The 21,739-nt window shown below is 32.9% G+C and carries 23 protein-coding genes; 19 read left to right on the top strand and 4 right to left on the bottom strand.

Annotated features, from left to right (window positions below):
* The first annotated feature begins 15 nt into the window (after positions 1-15).
* Positions 16-1,101: an AI-2E family transporter gene (locus JM172_RS08460; RefSeq protein WP_214481750.1), complete on the top strand. Its 1,086-nt coding sequence runs from the start codon at positions 16-18 to the stop codon at positions 1,099-1,101.
* A gap of 117 nt (positions 1,102-1,218) precedes the next feature.
* Here the strand turns inward: JM172_RS08460 and JM172_RS08455 are convergent, their stop codons facing one another.
* Both JM172_RS08455 and JM172_RS08450 read right to left on the bottom strand, forming a co-directional pair.
* A complete protein-coding gene (locus JM172_RS08455; protein WP_214481749.1) occupies positions 1,219-1,824 on the bottom strand; it encodes a biotin transporter BioY in 606 nt (201 codons plus the stop codon).
* 490 nt (positions 1,825-2,314) lie between these two features.
* The gene (locus JM172_RS08450; RefSeq protein WP_250886580.1) at positions 2,315-3,682 is read right to left on the bottom strand and encodes an MATE family efflux transporter; all 1,368 of its coding nucleotides are present in this window, start codon (positions 3,680-3,682) and stop codon (positions 2,315-2,317) included.
* Positions 3,683-3,807: 125 nt separating this feature from the next.
* Here JM172_RS08450 and JM172_RS08445 point away from each other — a divergent pair, with 125 nt between their 5' ends.
* The 9 genes from JM172_RS08445 to cydS all read left to right on the top strand — a co-directional run bounded on the left by JM172_RS08445 (position 3,808) and on the right by cydS (position 11,917).
* Entirely contained in the window at positions 3,808-4,683 is an 876-nt protein-coding gene (locus tag JM172_RS08445) for an AraC family transcriptional regulator (RefSeq protein ID WP_214481748.1), read from the top strand.
* A gap of 129 nt (positions 4,684-4,812) precedes the next feature.
* Complete coding sequence (locus JM172_RS08440) at positions 4,813-5,322, top strand: P-loop nucleotide/nucleoside kinase family protein (RefSeq protein WP_214481747.1); 510 nt, start codon at positions 4,813-4,815, stop codon at positions 5,320-5,322.
* Positions 5,323-5,443: 121 nt separating this feature from the next.
* On the top strand, positions 5,444-6,583 hold the full coding sequence (locus tag JM172_RS08435; RefSeq protein WP_214481746.1) for a sensor histidine kinase: 1,140 nt from the start codon (positions 5,444-5,446) through the stop codon (positions 6,581-6,583).
* Positions 6,580-7,179 carry a response regulator transcription factor gene (locus tag JM172_RS08430; RefSeq protein WP_214481745.1) on the top strand — a complete coding sequence of 200 codons (600 nt, stop codon included), beginning with the start codon at positions 6,580-6,582 and terminating at the stop codon, positions 7,177-7,179. Before JM172_RS08435 ends, JM172_RS08430 begins: the two co-directional genes overlap by 4 nt.
* A 412-nt stretch (positions 7,180-7,591) precedes the next feature.
* Complete coding sequence (locus tag JM172_RS08425) at positions 7,592-8,584, top strand: arsenic resistance protein (protein ID WP_214481744.1); 993 nt, start codon at positions 7,592-7,594, stop codon at positions 8,582-8,584.
* A gap of 25 nt (positions 8,585-8,609) precedes the next feature.
* The gene (locus JM172_RS08420) at positions 8,610-9,050 is read left to right on the top strand and encodes an OsmC family protein (protein ID WP_214481743.1); all 441 of its coding nucleotides are present in this window, start codon (positions 8,610-8,612) and stop codon (positions 9,048-9,050) included.
* A gap of 384 nt (positions 9,051-9,434) precedes the next feature.
* Complete coding sequence (locus JM172_RS08415; RefSeq protein WP_214481742.1) at positions 9,435-10,781, top strand: cytochrome ubiquinol oxidase subunit I; 1,347 nt, start codon at positions 9,435-9,437, stop codon at positions 10,779-10,781.
* Positions 10,778-11,803 (top strand): cytochrome d ubiquinol oxidase subunit II, encoded by a 1,026-nt coding sequence (locus tag JM172_RS08410; protein WP_214481741.1) that lies wholly within the window; start codon positions 10,778-10,780, stop codon positions 11,801-11,803. The genes JM172_RS08415 and JM172_RS08410 overlap by 4 nt, the downstream gene beginning before the upstream one ends.
* A 12-nt stretch (positions 11,804-11,815) precedes the next feature.
* A complete protein-coding gene (gene cydS, locus JM172_RS25630) occupies positions 11,816-11,917 on the top strand; it encodes a cytochrome bd oxidase small subunit CydS family protein (RefSeq protein ID WP_413785420.1) in 102 nt (33 codons plus the stop codon).
* A gap of 85 nt (positions 11,918-12,002) precedes the next feature.
* On the opposite strand, the gene JM172_RS08405 is transcribed toward cydS, so the two are convergent.
* Complete coding sequence (locus tag JM172_RS08405) at positions 12,003-13,385, bottom strand: hypothetical protein (RefSeq protein WP_214481740.1); 1,383 nt, start codon at positions 13,383-13,385, stop codon at positions 12,003-12,005.
* 333 nt (positions 13,386-13,718) lie between these two features.
* Here JM172_RS08405 and JM172_RS25405 point away from each other — a divergent pair, with 333 nt between their 5' ends.
* The 9 genes from JM172_RS25405 to JM172_RS08365 all read left to right on the top strand — a co-directional run bounded on the left by JM172_RS25405 (position 13,719) and on the right by JM172_RS08365 (position 20,770).
* Positions 13,719-13,808 (top strand): putative holin-like toxin, encoded by a 90-nt coding sequence (locus JM172_RS25405; RefSeq protein ID WP_352223147.1) that lies wholly within the window; start codon positions 13,719-13,721, stop codon positions 13,806-13,808.
* A gap of 627 nt (positions 13,809-14,435) precedes the next feature.
* On the top strand, positions 14,436-15,383 hold the full coding sequence (locus JM172_RS08400) for a helix-turn-helix transcriptional regulator (protein WP_214481739.1): 948 nt from the start codon (positions 14,436-14,438) through the stop codon (positions 15,381-15,383).
* A gap of 80 nt (positions 15,384-15,463) precedes the next feature.
* Positions 15,464-16,303, top strand: a complete 840-nt coding sequence (locus JM172_RS08395) for a DUF2785 domain-containing protein (protein ID WP_214481738.1) — start codon at positions 15,464-15,466, stop codon at positions 16,301-16,303.
* 284 nt (positions 16,304-16,587) lie between these two features.
* Positions 16,588-16,866 carry a serine hydrolase gene (locus tag JM172_RS08390; protein WP_214481737.1) on the top strand — a complete coding sequence of 93 codons (279 nt, stop codon included), beginning with the start codon at positions 16,588-16,590 and terminating at the stop codon, positions 16,864-16,866.
* Between the two features lie 4 nt (positions 16,867-16,870).
* On the top strand, positions 16,871-17,359 hold the full coding sequence (locus tag JM172_RS08385; protein ID WP_250886579.1) for a serine hydrolase: 489 nt from the start codon (positions 16,871-16,873) through the stop codon (positions 17,357-17,359).
* A 349-nt stretch (positions 17,360-17,708) separates the two neighbouring features.
* The gene (locus JM172_RS08380) at positions 17,709-18,035 is read left to right on the top strand and encodes a metalloregulator ArsR/SmtB family transcription factor (protein WP_250886578.1); all 327 of its coding nucleotides are present in this window, start codon (positions 17,709-17,711) and stop codon (positions 18,033-18,035) included.
* Positions 18,028-18,750 (top strand): SRPBCC domain-containing protein, encoded by a 723-nt coding sequence (locus JM172_RS08375; RefSeq protein WP_214481735.1) that lies wholly within the window; start codon positions 18,028-18,030, stop codon positions 18,748-18,750. The genes JM172_RS08380 and JM172_RS08375 overlap by 8 nt, the downstream gene beginning before the upstream one ends.
* A 494-nt stretch (positions 18,751-19,244) precedes the next feature.
* Positions 19,245-19,946, top strand: coding sequence for an ACT domain-containing protein (locus JM172_RS08370; protein ID WP_214481734.1), 702 nt, complete (start codon positions 19,245-19,247; stop codon positions 19,944-19,946).
* 527 nt (positions 19,947-20,473) lie between these two features.
* A complete protein-coding gene (locus tag JM172_RS08365) occupies positions 20,474-20,770 on the top strand; it encodes a putative quinol monooxygenase (RefSeq protein ID WP_214481733.1) in 297 nt (98 codons plus the stop codon).
* Positions 20,771-21,014: 244 nt separating this feature from the next.
* Here the strand turns inward: JM172_RS08365 and JM172_RS08360 are convergent, their stop codons facing one another.
* On the bottom strand, positions 21,015-21,734 hold the full coding sequence (locus JM172_RS08360) for an ABC transporter permease (RefSeq protein WP_214481732.1): 720 nt from the start codon (positions 21,732-21,734) through the stop codon (positions 21,015-21,017).
* Positions 21,735-21,739 lie beyond the last annotated feature (5 nt).

The raw sequence follows: 21,739 nt of genomic DNA, 5'->3' as shown, positions 1-21,739 counted from the left end.
AATGAGAGTGAAAAAATGAGTTTAAGTGAAAAACGCTGGTTTAGAACAATGATAGGAATCATCTTGATTCTATTAATTGCATTTCTTCTTGAGAAAACGTTATTTGTGTTTACCCCGGTTTTCGTACTAATTAAAACGATTTTTTTACCATTCGTTATATCTGGGGTCTTATTTTATTTATGTAGGCCACTTATTAAGTGGTTAGAAAAAAGAAGAATTCCAAATTGGTTAGCGATAATAATCGTTTATTTGGTAATCATTCTATTCTTTTATATCTTCTACAAACTAGTAACTCCTGTTATTAATGATCAGCTAGAAAGACTAATGAATAACTTACCATCTATGATAAATGTGATGTTTGAGGGGATCGAGTATGTACAAAAAAACATGGATTTATTCCCTGATTTTCAAGAAGCAGCCTTATCCTTCAGTGGAGACTTCGAACAAAAACTAACTGAAAATATCGGAAATATATCTAGTGGGATCATTAGCTTTGTTGGTGGATTCGTTAATACGATCTTTTATCTGTTCCTCGTTCCTTTTATATTGTTATATATGTTAAAGGATGGAGATCGTTTCCAACCGAGCGTCGCTAAATTCTTTCCTGAAAATAAGCGTGGTAATATTCTTGCAGTGTTGAAAGATATGGATAAAACCATTTCTTCCTATGTACAAGGACAAGTAATCGTCAGTGTCTCTGTTGGGTTGATGCTATTTATAGGCTATCTCATTATTGGTCTTGATTATTCGATCATCTTAGCTATTTTTGGTATGTTTACGAATGTGATACCGTTTCTAGGACCTTATCTAGCTGTTATTCCTGCATTTCTTGTTGCGCTTTTCCAAGATCCTATAATGGCAATTTATGTTGCTATTATTATGCTCATTGCACAACAAGTTGAGGGTAATGTAATATCACCACAAATAATGGGAAAGACATTGAATATACACCCGTTAACAATTATCATTTTAATACTAACTGCAGGGAATTTAGTCGGGATACTAGGTATTATTTTTGCCATCCCTACTTATGCTGTTGCAAAAGTTGTTATCTCCCATGCCGTTAAGCTTTATAAAATCAGTATACAGGAATCACGTTAATAGTCATTTGAACGACATCACTGTACATGTAAATAAAGGTAAAATGGGGAAACCCTTGATCTAAAGGTTTGTGTTCATGCCTTCGATCAAGGGTTTCAATTTGTTAAATTTCAAAGTTTACATTGCTTTATTATAAGTAGGTGTCGATTTAGTATTATTTACTAAATGATAAATTCTTGGTGCGATCATCGCTGCAATAATCGTAAAGACAAAATCCTTTATCGCAAAAAAGATCATTGTTTTCCATGCAGCTGAGTATCCAATTTCTGCACCAGTCCAAGTGTTTATAGAAAGATACATATAATTAGTACCAATCATATAAACGAGTATAATACCAACAAATGATGCAATCATAAATGTTGACAAAGTCGGCTGCTCTTTGCGCTCGACAATTTTACCAGCAAAATAAGCTACAAAAATATATGAAATAATAAATCCACCTGTAGGTAACATGAGAACTGGTAATCCACTTTTAAATTCGGCAAACACTGGTAAACCAGCGATACCGACAAGAGCATAAACGACCATTGATAAAGAGCCAACTCTACTTCCTAACAACAATCCTGCTAAAATAGCAAAAAATGGTTGCATTGAGAGTGGTACATTCCCAACTTTTAAGAAAGGTAGCCAAGAAATAATATTAGCCCCAATTGCCATTAATGCTACAAACACAGCTCCATATGTTACGTCAATCACCCTGAACTTCCTTGAATTCTTTCCCATGATGTATTCTCCCTTCCTCCATTAATTCTACACAAAAGAATTGTTAACTTATAAAACCATAATGTTAACATATTGAAGTGTACTTGTTAAAAGGTCATTTTGTCAATGATCTATCCTCATATCAAGGTTGAATTATAGGGCTCTTTTCGTATACTTTGTTTGATAATGTTGTCCAAATAGCACAAAAAAATGGTTTAACATGGTTAGTCGTTGGTGTACAAAAGGAAAGATGCCACGATCTCAAGTTGTATACGTGTTTGGCTCTTAGTACGAAAAGCAACAATTAATGCGCAAACATCCTATAATAAAAACGCTTGTTGCTATTGCAGAAGATAAAGGTGTCACATTATACATAAGTCATCGTTATCGAAGAATAGATGCCTCGAAACCTTTATTTTTTAGTATGAGAACCTTCTAAAACTACATTAATAAAAAAGTACCATAGGCTAAATACTAAGGCGCTTTTATAGGATTAACATATCAAGTTAATTTATGATGTAGAATGAGCATTGGCTTCACTTACAAAGCTTTTTTGAACCCATATTTTGGAACGCCAGCGAATTAACATAAGTATACCACGAAACCATTCATCAACAATAAATGCGATCCAAATACCAACTAAGCCCATACCCATTTGTATTCCTAACATATATGCCAAAGGTACGCTTATGCCCCACATAGATAAAATGCCCATATACACAGGAAACTTTACATCTCCAGCTGCTCTTAACGAATTTATGACAACTAAGTTAAATGCACGTCCAGGTTCAAGTATAATTGTTAACAACAGTAACTGACTACCTAATGATATAATACCTTCATTATCCGTAAATAACTGCAGCAAGTTTTTTCCTGAGAAGAAAAAGATTAAAGCCGCAGACAAGGAAATAGTAACCGCTAATCTTAAGCTCTTCAAGCATCTGTGAAAAGCTTTGTTAAGTTCATTAGCCCCTACATGGTGGCCTATCATAATTTGAGTTCCTTGACCTATTGCGAGTGCGAATAAAAAGATGAACATCATTAAGTTTTGTGTGTATACCTTAGTTGTTATCGCATCAGTACCGATCATAGCTATAAAGAATGTAATTAGCATTTGAGAGGTATTATATGATAAATGTTCACCTGCAGTCGGTACACCAATTTTAAGTAATTGACGAATCGGCTGTTTTGGGAACTTAAAGAAAATATGAAAAGGTAATGAACCATTTGTTCGCTTTAATAAAACATAAATAATGATAAGTAAACCAATAAATCTACTTAATATTGTTGAGATAGCAACTCCCTTTACACCTAATACAGGTACACCGAACGCACCAAAAATAAAAAGATAATTCCCAATTACATTTATTAGATTTACTCCCATTGTGATATACATCGTGTCTTTTGTAAAACCGTGGCTGCGTAATATAGCTCCTATCGTCATTAGAAGCCCTTCAAGAAACATAAAACCACCAACGATTTGTAAATAACTTAAGGCTTCACCCATTAGTTCATCTGGTAGCCCCATTAATAATAAAATGTCTTTCTTAAATATAAATAGGATAGCACTTAAAGAGATGCTAAAAAATAAGTTTACTGAAATTGCAACAACTGCAGTTTCATTTGCACGCTTCAAATCTTTTGAGCCGAGTTGTTGGGCGATAATAATGGCAGTACCTGTTGCAATAAAGTTAAACATGACAATGACGATTGATATTATTTGATTAGATACTCCCACTGCGGCAACTGACAGATCTGAATATTGACTAAGCATCAGCGTATCAGCGCTTCCCATTAACATTCGGAGTAACAGTTCAATAAAAATCGGCCATGTGAGGGCAAATAATGTTAAATTTTGTTGAATGTTTGATTTTTTCAATATTAATGCAGACTCCTTTTGATAGCTTTTGAAAAACTATACCTAGTGTATCTATTTTCTGTATAATAATGAATAGACTGAGCCGATATGTTTTGGAGTATTACGACTTTTTAAGGAGAACTTAAATGAGTATAATAACTATACCAGCCCCACCTTTTCCTACGTATATTAAAGGTGGGAGGGCAATATTTCATAAAGGACAAAGGCATTTTAAAAGAACATTTATCGTTTTTGATTTAATCTACGTTTGTAAAGGGGTTGTGTATATAACTGAAGATGACATTCCATACGAAATAAAAGAAGGGCAGTATATTATTTTAGTTCCAGGAATTGAACATTATGGACATCAAGGATGTACAGAGAAAAGTGAATACATATGGATGCATTTTCAAACAGAGCAGACTTATCAGTTAGAGGAGAGCCGATCCTTAAACTGGTCTCATATCATTCAGAGACAACCTACTTTTGTCACACCAGCTCATTTTCATTTACAGCTCCCAAGGCTTGGTGCTGTCCGAAGACAGAGTTATATGGAAAATGTAATGGAAAAAGTCATTTCATTAAATGAATTGCAAAATCCCGAAGTCCATATACAACAACAGCTCTATTTTCAAGATTTTATCTTTCATCTTCAAAAAGAAACCCTTAGTATTCCTGATGCTTCTGAAAAATTAGCAGAGCAAGTAGTGATCTATTTAAAAGAACGTTATAAGGAGAATTTTTTGTTAGAGGATGTAGCACGTGACCTTCATTTTCATGCTGATTATATAACAAGGTGTATGCAGCGTTCACTTGGGATGACTCCTTTACAATTTCTTACCCAATATCGATTGTTTCAAGCGAAAAAGTTACTAACGACGACAGATAAAAGGGTTATGGATATTGGTAAGGAAGTTGGAATTCAGGATTACACGTACTTTTCAAAGCTCTTTAAGCAGCATGAAGGAATGAGTCCTGTCATGTATCGTAAAGAAGTGAGCCGATCAAATGATATGAACTAGCGTATATATGAGTGATAACAATAAGTAGTTGCTACTAGCACGACAGGACATGCTTGCAACTTGCTTACATAATAAGATTATAAAGAATTAGTTTTCTAGGAGGTGCAAACGTCGTGTTATTTTCTTCAAATGTCAGGATTTCCAGGCTCAGGGAAATCATCTCTTGCAAAGCTATTAGCAAAACGAACAGGTGCAATTGTAGTAGATCACGACATTGTGAAAACCGCATTAATAGAATCTCTTGAATTTGCAAAAGATCCAAAAATTGCAGGTAAGATTTCATACAATATTGATTGGTCATTAGCAGAATATTATTTATCTCAACAAAATAGTGTGATACTGGATAGCCCATGTTTATATAATGAAATGATAGAAAAAGGACAGCGCCTATGTACAAAGTTTGGTACAAAATATAAATACGTAGAGTGTTATCTCAATGATTTTACAGAAATAAATCGCAGATTAAAGCATCGAAAACGTATGCAAAGTCAATTAAGTGAAGCTACTGAAGAGAATTTCAGTATAACTATTAATAATAGTAAAAAGCCATTTGATACTTACGGTTTAATTGTAGATTCATCCAAACCATTACATAGCTATGTATATGAAGTCATAGAATATATAAATAGTAAAGACTAAAGGTATAATTGAAGGAGTTATTTAGTAATATAAAGGAATTGATAGTCAAAATAGTAAAAACGAATGGAAAATCATGATAAAATAAACAAATAAGACCAACTTATTAAAGAGGTTTATAATAATGATAAAAAAGTTATGGATATTTCAAAAGAGTGAGGGCATTTCACCATACATATGGAGCGTATTTAGTATTTTACCGTTCTATTTTGTTTTTCAATCTTCTTCAAAGCTTGAAGTTGTAATAGGAATTATATTAACTGTTTTATTTCTTGTTTCTTATAGATTTGCATTCATCTCCAAAGGATGGATCATGTATTTATTAACGTTATTATTATTAGCAATATCAGTAACAATGACCATCTTATTTCAATTTATTTATTTTGCATTTTATATTGCCTATTTTAATGGTCATATAAGAAGTCGTATCACCTTTATGACGTTTTACATTATACATTTAATCATAACAACGGGCTTAATTAACTTTAGTGTCATTCTTCAAGAACAGCTATTTCTAAAACAAATTCCTTTTATTATCATTGTGTGGATTAGCGTGATCCTTCTACCGTTCAATATTTATAATCGGAAAAAACAAGGTAGACTTGAAGAACAGCTAGAAGATGCTAATAAAAGGATTTCTGAGCTTGTTAAACAAGAGGAACGACAACGAATTGCCCGTGACTTACACGACACGTTAGGTCAAAAACTTTCTTTAATTGGCTTAAAAAGTGATTTAGCAAGAAAGCTAATTGCTAAAGATCCTGAAAAAGCCAAAAGCGAATTGAAGGATGTTCAGCAAACTGCACGCACAGCTTTAAATGAAGTAAGAAATATGGTATCACAAATGCGTGGTATAAGGTTGAAAGAGGAATTTGTACGAGTAAAAGAAATTTTAAAAGCTGCTCAACTTGAATTTATTATAGATGAGGATGTCAAATTGAACAATGTTTCATTGTTTCTAGAAAATATACTAAGCATGTGTGTCAAAGAAGCTGTAACAAATGTAGTGAAACATAGTAACGCTACTTTATGTGAGATATCTATAGAACAATCATGGAATGAAATTTCTATTACCGTTCGTGATAACGGTATTGGCATCGCCATAGATCACGATTTAGGTAAAGGAAGTGGCCTTTTAGGAATGAAAGAAAGACTTGAGTTTGTGAATGGTAGACTAGATATCGTTTCAAATGAAGGAACAGCAATCATCATGAAAGTGCCCAATAACATAGTTAAGCAGGGAAATGAGGAGGAACTGAAATGATTCGAATAGTTATTGCAGAAGACCAACGAATGATGCTGGGTGCATTAGGGTCACTTCTCAATTTAGAAGAAGATATGGAAGTGGTAGGTAAAGCTAATAACGGCGCTGAAGCAATATCACTTGTGCAAAGACACAAGCCAGATGTTTGTATAATGGATATTGAAATGCCAGAAAAAAGCGGACTAGAAGCAGCTGAGGAACTGAAAGAAATGGCATGTAAAGTTATCATTTTAACGACCTTTGCACGAAGTGGTTATTTCCAAAGAGCATTAAAGGCAGGTGTTAAAGGGTACCTATTAAAGGACAGCCCAAGCGAGGAGTTGGCAAACTCAATTAGAAGTATCATGGCTGGAAAGCGAATTTATGCACCTGAACTTATGGACGACATGTATAATGAAGGTCATCCTCTGACTCATCGCGAAAAAGAAGTGCTAGAACTCGTTGCTGATGGTAGAGATACGAAAGAAATTGCAGATGAACTCCAAATAAAAACGAGTACAGTAAGAAATTACATTTCAACGATACTTGATAAGCTTGAAGTTAAAAATCGAATTGAAGCCATCACTCATTTTAAAGAAAAAGGATGGTTTAAGTAAATAATTGTCAAGCAAAACCAGCTAATTTTAAAATATTAGCTGGTTTTATTTGTGTAAATATGAAATTATCACATGTAGTAGGCATTATGCTATTTACTTCCTCTTAATTGCTTTATTAAGCAGACCAATTAATATAAAGCATACAAAAGGAATGAAAGGATAGTGTACAACTGGATCTAATAACGACAAAACGTTAAGAGAATTTTAAGAAATTGAATACTTTTTGCATGGTGTTAAAGGGGATGTATTTCCCGTAATTTTTGTAGGATAATACATAGTTATTCTAGATATTTGAACGATACTTATTTCAATAGTAGTATGATTTTCTTTAATAAATTGACAAATCTATATATACCCCTTATAGTATTTTATATACTATACGGGGTATATGAATGATTGGAGGTGAGTTGTAATGAGAATGATATATACTTTTCCACAAAGGTTTCTACATTTAAGTATTCCATTAACATTGGTACTTGGTTTTATCATAGGCATTTCTACTGATACGAGCTTTTTAAAACCAACAATATTATATGCGACAATTATGATGATTTATACATCGTTGGTTGGTTTAAAGTTGAAAGAATTATCCTCATTTAAGGGGTCTAAAATTTTATTGTATTCTATGATGATCAACTTTTTATTCATTCCAGCAATTGCACTATTAATAGGTAAAACGTTATTAAATGAATACCCTAATATGTTTGCTGGTTTAGTGTTATTGGCACTATTACCTACGAGTGGTATGACTATTTCATGGACATCCATGCAAAAAGGGAACGTTCATGCTGCGATAAAATTAACAGTTTTCAGCTTAATACTTGGTTCGTTGTTAACACCGATATATTTATTAATAATGGTTGGCGAATTTATTAATATTAATATGTTTGAAATTTTCAGCACCATATTATTAGTTGTTTTTTTACCTATGTTATTGGGACATATTACGTTCAAAGTAATATTAAAAAAATATACTTTGGACCAATTTCAGCAGAAAATTAAACCTAATATAACACCATTAAGTATATGGTCAATGCTTTATGTGGTATTTGTAAGTATCAGTATGAAGGCTGAAATGATTGTTAGCAAGCCACAGTTAATCATATTTGCACTTATCGTTTTAGTGTTATTTTATCTAGTAAACTATATTATTAGTACAGTAATTGCGAAGAGGCTTTTAAATCGTTCAGATGGGATTGCTTTAGTGAACGGGGTAGCACTAAGAAACCTTTCAATTGCAATAGGTTTAGCAGCGACATCTTTCGGTGCTGATGCAGCACTAATCGTTACGTTAGCTTTTATTGTTCAGCAACAAGGTCATGTTTATTATATTAAATATGCGAAGAAGTATTGGTTTAATCAACAACAGCAAAGAACATTGACACAAAGAACAACAATTGGATAGTACATCTAGAGAGGAAGATAATAAAATGACAAACAAATTAAACATTATTGTAAACTCACGTTCAGAGGGTCTAACAATTACGAACAAAGCTGGTAAACACGAATTTATCTTAGATGAAGGTAAACAAATGGGTGGAAGAGATTTAGGGCCAAATCCACTTCAATCAGTGTTAGGTGCGCTAGCAGCTTGCGAAAATGTTACCGCACGTGTAGTAGCACGAGAAATGAACTTTGATTTTAAAGATATGGAACTAAAAATCAGTGGAAAATTTGATCCACGCGGATTTATGGGTACCCCACATATCCGTCCATATTTCGAAGCTGTTAAGGTAGATGTGAGAATCATAACAACTGAACCCGAAGGAAGAATCAATGAGCTTCAACATAAAGTAGAATCTCGCTGTCCTGTATACACGATGCTAAAAGCTGCGCAGGTAGAAATGATTGACTCATGGCAAAAAGCATAGATTATTTAACAATATGTATACAATAATATAACATTGCTACTAAAAGGATTTACTTCACCAAACTATATTTTTCATTTATAAGATCTTCAAGAATTGATAAATGGGAAAGAGTCGTGAGGTTTATCCTTTTTTTATTTTTTTCCACCAACAACAATTTCCAATCCAGGTATTAATAAACGTTCATACTTCATAATTACAACACAAAAATGACGCTTAACTGTCACCGTTAAAGGCGTTTATTTTGTGATATTCTGATCTTGAAGGGGCGGTGTTATGTATAAAAAACAGGAGAAAACATTAGCTTTAATAACATTTCTAGTTGCATTTATCTTAGGTTTATCCTTTTTAGGACGTGTTTTTTCAGGGTAAGGAGGAGGCTTTTCCATGGTAAATGAAGAGGCAGTCTTTTTTAGTCGTATTTTGACGGAGTTAACACTATCCGTACATATTATTTTTGCAACAATAGGTGTTGGTGTCCCACTTATCATTATGATCGCACAGTGGGTAGGAATTAAAAAGCAAGATGAACACTACATCCTTTTAGCAAGAAGGTGGACACGTGGCTTTATTATAACAGTTGCGGTTGGTGTAGTTACAGGGACTGCAATTGGTTTACAACTCTCACTTTTATGGCCAAACTTTATGGAGCTTGCAGGTAATGTCATTGCGTTACCATTATTTATGGAAACATTCGCCTTTTTCTTTGAAGCGATATTTCTTGGCATTTATTTATACACATGGGATCGTTTTGAAAATCAGCGAAAGCATTTGTTATTGTTATTACCTGTTGCTATTGGGGCATCCTTTTCAGCTATTTTTATAACGATTGTAAATGCCTTTATGAATGCTCCACAAGGGTTTGACATTGTAGAAGGGGAACTTGTCAACATTCAGCCTTTATTAGCAATGTTTAACCCAGCAATGCCTACGAAGGTAGCACATGTGTTGACAACTGCCTATATGACTTCAGCATTTGTCTTAGCATCAATTGCTGCTTTTCGCATGCTTAAAGGATCAAAGCATGAATATCATAAAAAGGCGTTGTTTTTAACTATGAAACTTGGTCTAGTTTTTTCACTTGCTTCCGCTATAATTGGTGATTTCTCTGGGAAGTATCTAGCAGAATATCAACCTGAAAAGTTAGCGGCAGCTGAATGGCATTTTGACACAAAAAGTGAAGCTCCACTCGTTTTATACGGAGTTTTAAGTGAAGAGGAAGTGAAGTATAGCTTAAACATACCATATGCGCTCAGTATATTAGCTTTTGGTTTTCCAAGCGCTGAAGTAATTGGGCTAGATCAAATTCCTGAAGATGAAATACCACCGCTTTATATTCATTATTTATTCGATTTAATGATTACGATTGGAATTTTATTAACAATTTTATCAGGCGTTTACTTATTAGCCATTTGGAAGAAATGGAATTTTATTTTGACGAAATGGTTCCGTTGGATGGTGGTACTTGGTGGACCTTTAGCAATGATTGCTATCGAGGTAGGTTGGTGGTTTACAGAAGTTGGTCGACAGCCGTGGATACTATATCAACTTTTGCGAACAAACGATGCTGCAACTACAACTCAACATGTTGATAAAATGCTATATGCATTTTCAGGATTATATGTAGTTTTAACAATAAGTAGTATCATCGTTCTTTCACAAATGTTTAGAAAAAATACAGTTGAACAAGAATTGTCAGATCGAGCACTTGAGAAAGCAGGTGGCTCAGTATGACTCTTCAAGTAATTGGTATATCAGTATTATGGCTCTTTCTCTTTGGCTATGTAATTGTGGCTTCTATTGATTTTGGTGCTGGTTTTTTTAATGCGTATAGCACACTTACACGTAAGCAGCATATTTTAACGAAGCTCATTCAACGTTATTTGTCACCAGTTTGGGAAGTTACAAACGTTTTTCTCGTTTTTTTCTTCGTAGGCATGATTGGCTTTTTTCCAAAAACTGCATTTTATTATGGCACAACATTACTAATTCCAGTTAGTTTAGCGATTATACTTATAGCCATAAGAGGATCTTATTACGCTTTTGCAACTTATGGTAAGGGTCAAAAAAATACGTATACGATGTTGTACGGTCTGACAGGATTATTTATACCTGCTTCATTGTCTATCGTTTTAACCATTTCCGAGGGTGGCTTTGTTACAATGAAGTCATCTGGTCCAATACTAAATTATGTTGACTTGTTCACAAGCCCCTTGACGTGGAGTATTGTCATTCTTAGTTTGTCCGCTGTTCTATATATATCTGCTGTTTTTTTAACATGGTATGCTTATTATGCACAAGATCATAAAGCAACAGAATTGTTCAGAAGATATGCTCTCGTTTCTGCATTACCAACCATTGTTACAGCCTCAGGGATTATTATTGAATTGCGATCACATAACTCAATTCACTTTGAGAATTTATTAGATTTATGGTGGATATTTGGTTTGTCATTTTTCTTATTTATTGGTACTGTGATTTTACTATGGAAACGAAAAGCATTTGGATTAGCATTTGGATTGTTAGTAGGCCAATTTTTTCTAGCTTTTTTGGGGTATGGCGTATCGCATTATCCTTATTTAATGTATCCCTATCTTACAATGTACGATAGCTTTACAAATGATACGATGGCGATTGCTTTAATTATTGCGTTTGTTGCTGGACTAGGATTACTCATTCCTTCTCTCTACCTTTTGCTGAAGTTATTTCTATTTAATAAGGAGTACGTCCAAGGTAAGGGAAACAATCATGTGTAAGGAGGATGATGAATGAATAGCTTTATTATTTTCTATGCACCTATATTAATCGTTATTACATCATTAATTTTCGCTTTTTGGGTGGCACCTAAGGATGATTTGATTAAAAAATAACCTAGAATATTTAAATGTTAAAAGCTGATCTATTCATGAATAGATTGGCTTTTAACATTCAATACTTTAAGTGGAACTATGCTGTCTAACTAGAAATGATTTTTTTAGATGTAAAAGTTATGGGTCCAATTATTGATCCTATCGAGTTAATATCAGTATTTTCTACGGTTAATATATACTTCACCTTACCTAAAGTTGGTTTCAAATCAACGTGTGTAAAGCTATCAATGCTAAAATCGTTTACTTCATTTTCCAATTCGGTTTTTGCACTAAAAATTAGATTGGTTGGGTTTACCGTATTTCTATATATCTTATATATTAATTCAGGTGAATCGTCCTGTACTTCAGAGCCAATCGTCGCATTTAATATAATCTTCTCTTCCATCATCACTTTATCTACAATTAATACTACTAGTGTCAAAAACTGTGGTGATATAGGGATATTTTTCATAATACTTGCTGAAGTATTTGGGTTTAATACATATTGATGTACATCTATTAGTTTTGTTTTAGCAGGAATGCTGCAACTACTTTTTCCAATTTGATCTTTGCTAATTTGTTGGATAACAAATGTAGTTGGACCTATTACCCTGGCCATTGCATTTTGAGCAAGGCCTTCCACTGTAAGTATATATTTAACCTTTCCTAAAGGTGGATTTAAATCAACATGAGTTAAGCTATCAATATTGAAATCAATACCTGCTACTAATTCTGTTTTCGCACTAAAAATTAGATTGGCTGGGCTTACTGAATTCCGATATATTTTATAAATTATTTCAGATACATTTGCTAAAGCTTCTGTGCCAACAGTAGCCTCTAATAAAACATGATCCTTGAGCATGATGTTATCCAATGATAGTTCTGCTAACGTCAAGAAATTTGGTGATAATGGTATATCTTCAGACGAAGCTTCTATTGTATTTGGATGTAATACAAATTGATTCATATCTATTAATTTTTGAGCAACAGTTTTGTCACACATACACTTTCCTGACTGAGGTTTTCTGATTTGTTGTATAACGAAAGTGAGAGGTCCTACTACTTGAGCCATAGCATTAAAATCAACACACTCAACTGTTAGGATGTATTTTACTTTCCCTAAGGTTGGATTCATATCTACATGTCTAAATGTATCTATACTGAATTCATTACTAAAATTAGGAATACTTCCTTCTAATTCTGTTTTCGTGCTAAAGATGAGGTTTGATGGACTAATTGTGTTACGATAGATGCTATATAATAATTCTGGAGAATCACTGAGTACCTCAGACCCTACAGTGGCATTCAATAAAACAAAATCCCCTGGCATAAGATGTTCAAGTGATAGTTGTGCTAATGTCAAAAAATCTGGTGTAATGGGGATATTTTGAGCAATACTACTTGCAGTATTTGGATGTAATACAAATTGATTCATATCAACGAGGGTTTGCCTAACAGCTTGATTACATCCACATCGTGTTTTACACACATCCTCAACTCCTAAACTAAGTGATAATTTATTATATGGATGTGTTTTATTTATGTATAGAGATGTATACTAAATAGGGTGTAAATAGGTTACGTATAAAACTGAAATATTTTGTTATGGGTGATTTTAGACGGTTCTTTGCACATTTTTTTTATGCTTGTACATCACTCCATACGTATTTTTGTATGATTACATATAATATGGTAGGGGTTGGATTAATTGGAGGTTGTACTAAATTAGGGGATTATTAGGTAATCGTGATATAATAGGCATACAATAACGAATTTCTAAAGGGTGGTCGGCTTCATTCCCATTGAAAGGGGGGTGAAGCATATGACGGTATTTGAAGCGTTGATGTTCGCTGTAGCGTTTGCTGCTCTCGTCATTTCAATGCTGTCTTTTAACAAAAACGACAAAAAATAGACCACCCTTAACGCTTTATCGGAGCAGTGGGTGGTCTACTTTGACTATAAGCCGATCCTCTAGGAATCGTTTATTGTTCAATACCGTGAGTGGTGACGACACTCGCGGTCTTTTTTATTGTATGCAAGAACAGCTTGTCTATGATTAGAATATCACAATTGTTTAAAATTGTACAATAGATCATGTATCACATATAACCTTATCGCATAACATCTACATATAATAAGGCTTTTTTCGTATAGGTTCGTGGTACCACTTTTTCAATTAAGTTAGTAAAAAAGAAGCAAATAAATACCGAAAAGAGTCTTAAATTACGATGTGGAAAGGTGTGAGGATCGTGGATGCGTTAATCAAGTTATTAGCTTTTATTTGGGAAACATAATATAACCATTACGAAGGTTCTGGTATAAAACCGGAACCTATGTACTTAAATAGCATAACCAGTTCTTTTTTTATAACTACACATATATGAAACTCTGATATAATCGGATTACAATAACGATATTTGAAGGAGCTGAAGTATAATCAAAGCCTTTGCTTTGGTACTCTTTTTAAAAAAATATTGTTGTTATATCTACATAAGTATAAAATTTTAACATAAAACTCGTAAACTATAGGAGATTATATATGAAAAAGATGGAGCGGTTGGTTGGAATTATTTATGCATTAAAAGAACACGAACAGCTAACAGCTAAGCAAATTTCAGATCTATTTGAAGTAAGTGAAAGAACAATTTATAGGGATATAGAGGCACTTAGTCAATTAAACATACCTATCATATCCTTAGAAGGATTTGGTGGAGGTTATCAAATAGATGATAACTATTTCATACCAAGTGTTGCTTTTAACGAAAAAGAAATCTTATATTTATTAATGAGCTTGCGGTTAGGAGAAATTATTAAAGTTCCGAATATGCAAGAAGACTACGTATCATTAAAGTATAAGCTACTTAACATCCTAGATAACAATAAGAAGGAAAAATATCTTACTTTATTAGAGAAAATAACTTTTTTTATAAATGATATTTTCCCAGGTTCTTATAAGAAAGATGTAATTCAAATTATTATTGATAGCTTTCTTGAATACAAAAATATAGTTATACAGTACTACTCACCTAAAACAAATGTACTGATTGAAAGAGAAGTAACTCCATATCAACTATTTTATGATAGTGGTGGTTGGTATATTAATAGTTTTTGCCACCTAAGAAAGCAGGATAGATGCTTTAGATTAGACAGAATAAAGGAAATAAGTATTTCAGAAAATACATATTCTTCAACATTACTAGATGAATTAATGCAAAACAAGAAGCAAGGGCAAGACGATAAAATAAATGTTACGTTATCAATGGATAAGAGCCTATATGAAACAGTTAAACATGATTATATGTTTCTAGATTCTGTCGTAAAAGACTGTGGAAATATAGTTACGTTACAGTTTTGGGCGTATGTTGATGATATTATAAGATTATCAATAACGAATATAGATGAAGTGACGATTATTGAGCCACCTATGCTTATAAGTCAATTATCTGAAAAATGTCAACAAATCATGAAAAAATATAAACAACACTGACAAGTTTATGTCAGTGTTGTTTTGTTATGATGAATGGGTGTTTGATTTAAAGTTACAAAATAATAAGGAGCTGGATTTACATGAATGAAGTTAAACAGCTGAAATCTTTACTACTACAAATTAAGTCCAATAACTGGAGTGTACCAGTAGATGTAAATTTAGATCAATTAACAACTGCAATGATGAAACATCTAGGATCAACAGATTCAGAATTAAGAGATGAACTAATTTATTCTCTTTTTCACCAGTTGATTAGAGAAAAAGCCTTATCAGATAATCAATTAAAAGATTTATTGAAGCTGTCATTGTCTGATCAACATTTGTTTTATAACATAGGGGCAAAAGGAGATGATACGGTTTTTAATAGGGCTTTTGCTATTTTAATAGTTAGTTCAATTGTAATGTATCATAATCAAAATGGAGAAAATTTGCTGACAGAAGAAGAAATTTTTCACGTACATAAAAATGTTTTATGCTATGCAAAACTTGAAAATGATGTTCGAGGATTTGTGAAAAATAAGGGATGGGCTCATTCTACAGCACATTTAGCAGATGCACTTAATGAACTAGCAATTTGTAAAGTTATGAAAAAAATTCAGCTAACTGATATTCTAGAAGCTGTAAAAGAAAAAGTATGTATTAAAGACTACACATATATAAACGAAGAGGATGAACGTCTAATTACTGCAGTAACAAGTATTATGGAGAGAAATATCTTGAGTGATGAAGAGATTACAACCTGGATACAGCAATTTGATAATATTGAACAAATAAAAAACTCTCAGCAGCAGCATTGTCTGTTAGTTAATCGTAAAAATTTTTTACGTAGCCTATATTTCAGGTTTAAGCAAAACGAGGTATGCCGACCGTTTACTGCAACAATTGAAACTGTTTTAAACAAAATTAGTTTTGTATATTAATTGCCTTATTTTCTCTTTTTTTGTACTTGGAAAAAATAAGGATCCAAATCGTATTCGAGTGATCTTTTCTTCAATAGAAACGGCTCCTTTCATAAACATGTTGCTATTCTTACAAATAAATGAACAGAATGAAGAGCTTAATGAGGTCTCAAAAATTTAAAAAGTAGTAAAGATGCTACTACCGCAAGATATAGATGTGGTTATATTTAAGTACGAAAAGCAACAAGCTATTTGAAAACAAGTAAAAAAGATAACTTGTACTATTTTTAGAGGAGAATTTATTAATGATTAATGTGAAGAATATTCTTGAAGAATATAAAGGGGAATATGGTGCTGTTGTTTATTGTACAAAAACGAATGCTCTACTTTGTTCTTATCATCCAGATTTTATTATACCTTTAGCTTCAGTAGGTAAAGTTTTAGTGGGGTACGTTGTTGCAAAGTACATCGAAGAAGGGGTTTTATCGTGGAACTCTATCATCAATCATGTAAGCTTTGACCCTAAAGAAGACAGCCCCCCACCTTCAAAAAAGGACTTCTTTACCGTTAAGTACTATGATTGAAGTCATGATAGCTTGTCACGATAACGTCATAGCAAAGCATATAGTTTCATACATCGGTGGTTGGGAGAAAGTAAACAATAAATTAAGGGATGAAAACTTCAATAGTTTTAATCTTACTAAAAATCCGCAAGATACTCAAAACTACGGGTCAATAAATGACCTACTTAACATTTTAATAAAGATTTACGATGGTTATCAAACACAACCCGAAATATTTATACCACTAATGACAGGTATGGTCAGGCAGCAGGACGCTCATCGTCAAATACCTAAACAATACCTTGTCCATATGACTGGTGGTTTACATGACTTAATCTTGGATATAGGTATCCTAGGTCATTTCTCGAAAACCCCTTATTTATACGTAATAGCAGGTAATAACATTCCAAATCGGTTAAAAAATAGTGAGTCCGACAATAATGTAGCAAACATTTTGTTTGATGTATATAGAGAATGGAGAAAAAGCATGGTCCACCATAACGCCGACATTTAGTGGTCTATGTTGTTACAGGGTAATAATCTAGCAACGGTTTGGGATTATTACTCGACATCTACTAAACAGGTGGAGTGAGTCTTCACCTTATTCACCTTATAGCATAAGATTGTATAACGTGTTCACTGATAGCATTAGCATCTTGAAGGTATCCACAATGCTTTTCCTCAATCATTTCCTCTGTAATTTTCATACCTTAAGAAATTTCAATCTGTTTATTATAAAAATTATGGTTATACAATCTGTTTACAATAATATTACTTTTCAATGTGTATTTTCTGAAAATTTAATAATAGCACTTGTAAATGAAGAAAATTATGGTAATATTAACATATAACCAAAAGGTTATATGTCGGAGGTGAGGATAACAGATTTTTATCGTGCAATTGCAGACCCCATTAGGAGAAGCATTTTATCAATGCTATCTTATAATGAAAAAACCCAATCTCAGATAGTAAATAGGTTCAATATTTCTCAACCAGCTATTAAAAAACACTTAAAGATTTTAAAAGAAGAGGAGTTGATTTATGAAAGACGAGAGGGAAGATACTGTTTGTACGGTTTGAAAAGGGAAATATTTCAAAAACAATATGGGATGTTGAAGCAAGAGCTAGAAGCGGTATTAGATCATAAGCTTGCGAGCTTAAAAAATTATTTAGAGGAGGATGATGATTAAAGTGACAACATATCATTCAGTGAAAAGAGAGATATTTATTAATGCTAAACCAGAAAAAGTATGGAAGGCTCTAACAATCGGTGAGGAACGCAATAAGTGGGAAACAAAAAGTTGTAAAATCGAGCTGAAAGTCGGTGGGGAATTTTCTGCAGATTACGGATGGGGTGTAGCTCATAGCGCTACAATCGTTGAAATTGTGGAAAACAAGCGACTCATTATGGAAGATGAAAATAATGGAAGAACAATTTGGACAGTGACCCCTCAAAATAACGGTAGCTTAGTTACACTAGAGTTCAATGGATTATGGACTGGAGACTTAGGAATGATGGAAATGGAAAATAGCTCTTTCGGTCAATACCAGTTCATGAGAAATATGAAAAGTGTTATTGAAAACAATGAGGATATTCGACATTTGTTTTGGAACAGCTGGATAGGTATGCAGCACAAAAAAATAGAACGAGAAGGCTTTAAAGCGCGAGAAATCGTCAAGATTGTCCCAAACACTCCGGCTGATGAAGTACTACGAATCGGAGACCTCATTACTTCAGTAAATGATCAAACCGTAACGACATATGATGATCTAGAAAGAGTGATTACTGAAATGCCTCCACAGCAAGAAATAAAGTTAGCTATAAAACGAGATGATAAAACAAAGGATGTGTATTTGTTAACAGTACCATACGGAAGTACAAAGTCACCTACACCATCAAAGTAAATTGTTATGGTCACTGACTTGAACATGTTGTCACTAACAAATCTAATCATACAACTTATTAAGCTTCTAACCTAATTTCCATAAAACAAATTTCATCCAACAGACATAATATTGTGGTTGTTAAAGATTGAAGGTTAAAATTCCACTAATAGACTGAGAAATTTCGTAGCAATTATCTGCTTTGTCCCCACTACAAATATATAAAACCTTTTCTTGATAAGCCTAATTAGTTACAAAAAAATAAATATTAGTTAAAACTGTGGAGTTGTGCTTTGGATAAAGTGTAAACCCTGGGTTATTTTAGTTAATTGATACAGATTGAAATGCAAGAAGAAATTGTCCATTATTTAAAAACGGATAGATCTGATATAGAAGCCTGTACTACTAATAAAAAGATTTTATGCTACTTTAGAATTATACAACACTAAATAACGAGCATGATTGAATATATTGTGTTAGTATAATTCTAATTCTTGTTATATGAGGTGAGTTAGTTGAGCATAGTTGAGCAAAGTACAAAATTGGATTTAGAAAGAATTATATTCATTGGGAGAACATTCAAAGAATACATGGATATGTTTTCATTCTCTGAAGATGATTTAAGTACTAAAAAGATATTAGATTGTCCCGCTGGTGCATGCTCTTTTGCTGCAATAGGGGAAAAGGTAGGTTTGAATATTACTGCTTGTGATATTGTCTATGACTATTCGGTTGAAGCCTTAAAAGGGAAAGGGTTGAGAGACATAGCACACGCAATGAAGCATATGGAACAAGCTAAAAGTAATTATATTTGGAATTATTTCGGTAATCTAGATGGCTTAAGAAAGCATCGGGAAAGTGCTTTATATGACTGTACAACCCATATGAAACAATCAAGTGATCGTTACATTTCAGCTACATTACCAACATTACCATTTGCAAATGAACAGTTTGATATAACGTTATCTGCGCATTTTCTGTTTATGTATGCAGATAGATTAGATTACGATTTCCATATAGAGACCATAGATGAACTATTGCGAGTAACAAAAGATGAAGTTCGAATCTTTCCTTTATTAGATTTAGAAGGGACCCGATATGAACATATAGATAGGATCATCAACTCCCTTACAGCGCAAGGTTATAAGGTTGATGAACTCAGTAGTAACTATGAATTCCAAAAAAATGCTAATTCAATGCTCAAGATAATAAAATAGGAACAGGGGGTAGTGTTCAACGCTACTCTTTTCTCTATAGTAAATACATATAGAAGATACACGTTTTTTGTTAATGATGTAAAAATCTCATTTATTATAAACAATTTATTTAAATTATTATGGTTATATATTACATATTTAAATATTGTTAGTAGAAATAGAAAATATAAACAAGTATAAAGGAGCTCGTAATTAAGGATTTTGTCTCCGAAGTACAAAGAGTCGTCTTAAATAGTATGGCCATATTGAATGTGAATTTAATCTGATTCATTGTAGTATTTAAATCAGCACATACACCACAAGATAAAGAACAATCGCCCTTATGGAATGTATAAAAAAATAAGAAGTGTATAAATTAATGATTGTTGTTTAACTACACTGATAATTAAATTATGTAGGGTTGTCATCTATAAAATTGAACTGATTTCTCACAAGAAGTTCTGTTGTTATTATTCAAAACAAATATTAATAACATAACGATATGAAGAAGTTAACCTAGGAAATGAAAAAGGAAAGGACGATGATTTATGATTATTATTCATGCTGTGACTCATGTAAACCCAGCGAAGGAAGAAGCATTTCTTGAAGATATTCGTTCATTAATTACTGCCTCTAGAGCAGAAGGTGGGAATATATCCTATGACCTAATGAAAGATACCGAAAAGGATAGTGTGTATACAATGGTAGAAGCTTGGAAAGATTTAGAGGCTGTTAACAGCCATAACGCTAGTGAACATTTTACATATTTTACGAACAAGGCAACAGAATATCTCATTGCACCACTGGATGTGAAGATTTACGATGCTAAACAATTAGAAATGTAACATATGGATGTACAATATTCATCGACACCTTCTCGTCACGGAAGGTGTTTTAATTTGATCATAGTGTAAATGTACAAATGTATTATACTTATTCAAAGGAGAGATAGAGAGGTTCACTCAATCTCTTTCTAAGGTTAAAAGTTTTGGATGGAATAAGAGCTATGATGAAAAAATAGAACCAGCTAATATGGTCAATAGTAGCTGGTTCTGAAATAAAGAATGAAGTTTCACATTGTTGAACTTGCTATGCTATTTGCTTTCTCTTGATAGTTCTGTAAATAGTAATCAATAAAATGATACTAATAAGAAAAATCGCAGGATAATGTACTAATGGGTCTAAGACTGGAATGCCAAACATATTAATTGCATGGAACGGATTAACAAAATCAGGTGCAGTTATGAAGTTCGCAAAACTATACTTCAACACATAATCCCATAACGGAATGCTAAATGAAATTGTTGGTAAGATAAAAATTGATGCACTAATAATGAACGACATTAATGTATTTTTCGAAAGCACAGACACTAATAAAACTAATGTCATAAAAGCAAGAGCCACAAGAAAATGAATACCGGTTTGAATGAGGAAAAACTCCAACATAGTCAAATTATATGGAGTATGCTGTGAGATCATTTGGACAGGAGCATCCCATCCGCCATTCCCATAAACATACATGTTCATTAAAACATCAAATGTTAACCAAGACAAAATCACAAACAATACGTAAATGATGGAAGCGAGAATTTTTGCTGTGATACTCTTACGACGACCATGTGTACTACTATATATTAACTGATCCATTCCCGTATTCTTTTCATTCACAAATATGGTAGCTAAACCGATTAAGATCATTATACTTGTAAAAAATCGTGAAAAATATGCAAAGCCTATTGTTTCTTGTGGTCCTTTACTATAGGTGAATGTTTCAAAATTCAAATCTACCAACATATTTTTTTCTAACAAAGCTT

It is taken from the genome of Bacillus sp. SM2101 (assembly GCF_018588585.1).
In the GTDB taxonomy this organism is placed as follows: Bacteria; Bacillota; Bacilli; order Bacillales; family SM2101; genus Nanhaiella; species Nanhaiella sioensis.
The sequence above is the reverse complement of the archived record's forward strand: the minus strand, read 5'-3'. Positions and strand labels throughout refer to the sequence as shown.

Bases quoted from the DNA above. Each gene is read 5' to 3' on its own strand.
- JM172_RS08460 (WP_214481750.1), top strand. From the start codon at position 16: ATGAGTTTAAGTGAAAAACGCTGGTTTAGAACAATGATAGGAATCATC.
- JM172_RS08455 (WP_214481749.1), bottom strand. From the start codon at position 1,824: ATGGGAAAGAATTCAAGGAAGTTCAGGGTGATTGACGTAACATATGGA.
- JM172_RS08445 (WP_214481748.1), top strand. From the start codon at position 3,808: ATGAGTATAATAACTATACCAGCCCCACCTTTTCCTACGTATATTAAA.
- JM172_RS08440 (WP_214481747.1), top strand. From the start codon at position 4,813: ATGTCAGGATTTCCAGGCTCAGGGAAATCATCTCTTGCAAAGCTATTA.
- JM172_RS08435 (WP_214481746.1), top strand. From the start codon at position 5,444: ATGATAAAAAAGTTATGGATATTTCAAAAGAGTGAGGGCATTTCACCA.
- JM172_RS08430 (WP_214481745.1), top strand. From the start codon at position 6,580: ATGATTCGAATAGTTATTGCAGAAGACCAACGAATGATGCTGGGTGCA.
- JM172_RS08425 (WP_214481744.1), top strand. From the start codon at position 7,592: ATGAGAATGATATATACTTTTCCACAAAGGTTTCTACATTTAAGTATT.
- JM172_RS08420 (WP_214481743.1), top strand. From the start codon at position 8,610: ATGACAAACAAATTAAACATTATTGTAAACTCACGTTCAGAGGGTCTA.
- JM172_RS08415 (WP_214481742.1), top strand. From the start codon at position 9,435: ATGGTAAATGAAGAGGCAGTCTTTTTTAGTCGTATTTTGACGGAGTTA.
- JM172_RS08410 (WP_214481741.1), top strand. From the start codon at position 10,778: ATGACTCTTCAAGTAATTGGTATATCAGTATTATGGCTCTTTCTCTTT.
- cydS (WP_413785420.1), top strand. From the start codon at position 11,816: ATGAATAGCTTTATTATTTTCTATGCACCTATATTAATCGTTATTACA.
- JM172_RS25405 (WP_352223147.1), top strand. From the start codon at position 13,719: ATGACGGTATTTGAAGCGTTGATGTTCGCTGTAGCGTTTGCTGCTCTC.
- JM172_RS08400 (WP_214481739.1), top strand. From the start codon at position 14,436: ATGAAAAAGATGGAGCGGTTGGTTGGAATTATTTATGCATTAAAAGAA.
- JM172_RS08395 (WP_214481738.1), top strand. From the start codon at position 15,464: ATGAATGAAGTTAAACAGCTGAAATCTTTACTACTACAAATTAAGTCC.
- JM172_RS08390 (WP_214481737.1), top strand. From the start codon at position 16,588: ATGATTAATGTGAAGAATATTCTTGAAGAATATAAAGGGGAATATGGT.
- JM172_RS08385 (WP_250886579.1), top strand. From the start codon at position 16,871: ATGATAGCTTGTCACGATAACGTCATAGCAAAGCATATAGTTTCATAC.
- JM172_RS08380 (WP_250886578.1), top strand. From the start codon at position 17,709: ATGTCGGAGGTGAGGATAACAGATTTTTATCGTGCAATTGCAGACCCC.
- JM172_RS08375 (WP_214481735.1), top strand. From the start codon at position 18,028: ATGATTAAAGTGACAACATATCATTCAGTGAAAAGAGAGATATTTATT.
- JM172_RS08365 (WP_214481733.1), top strand. From the start codon at position 20,474: ATGATTATTATTCATGCTGTGACTCATGTAAACCCAGCGAAGGAAGAA.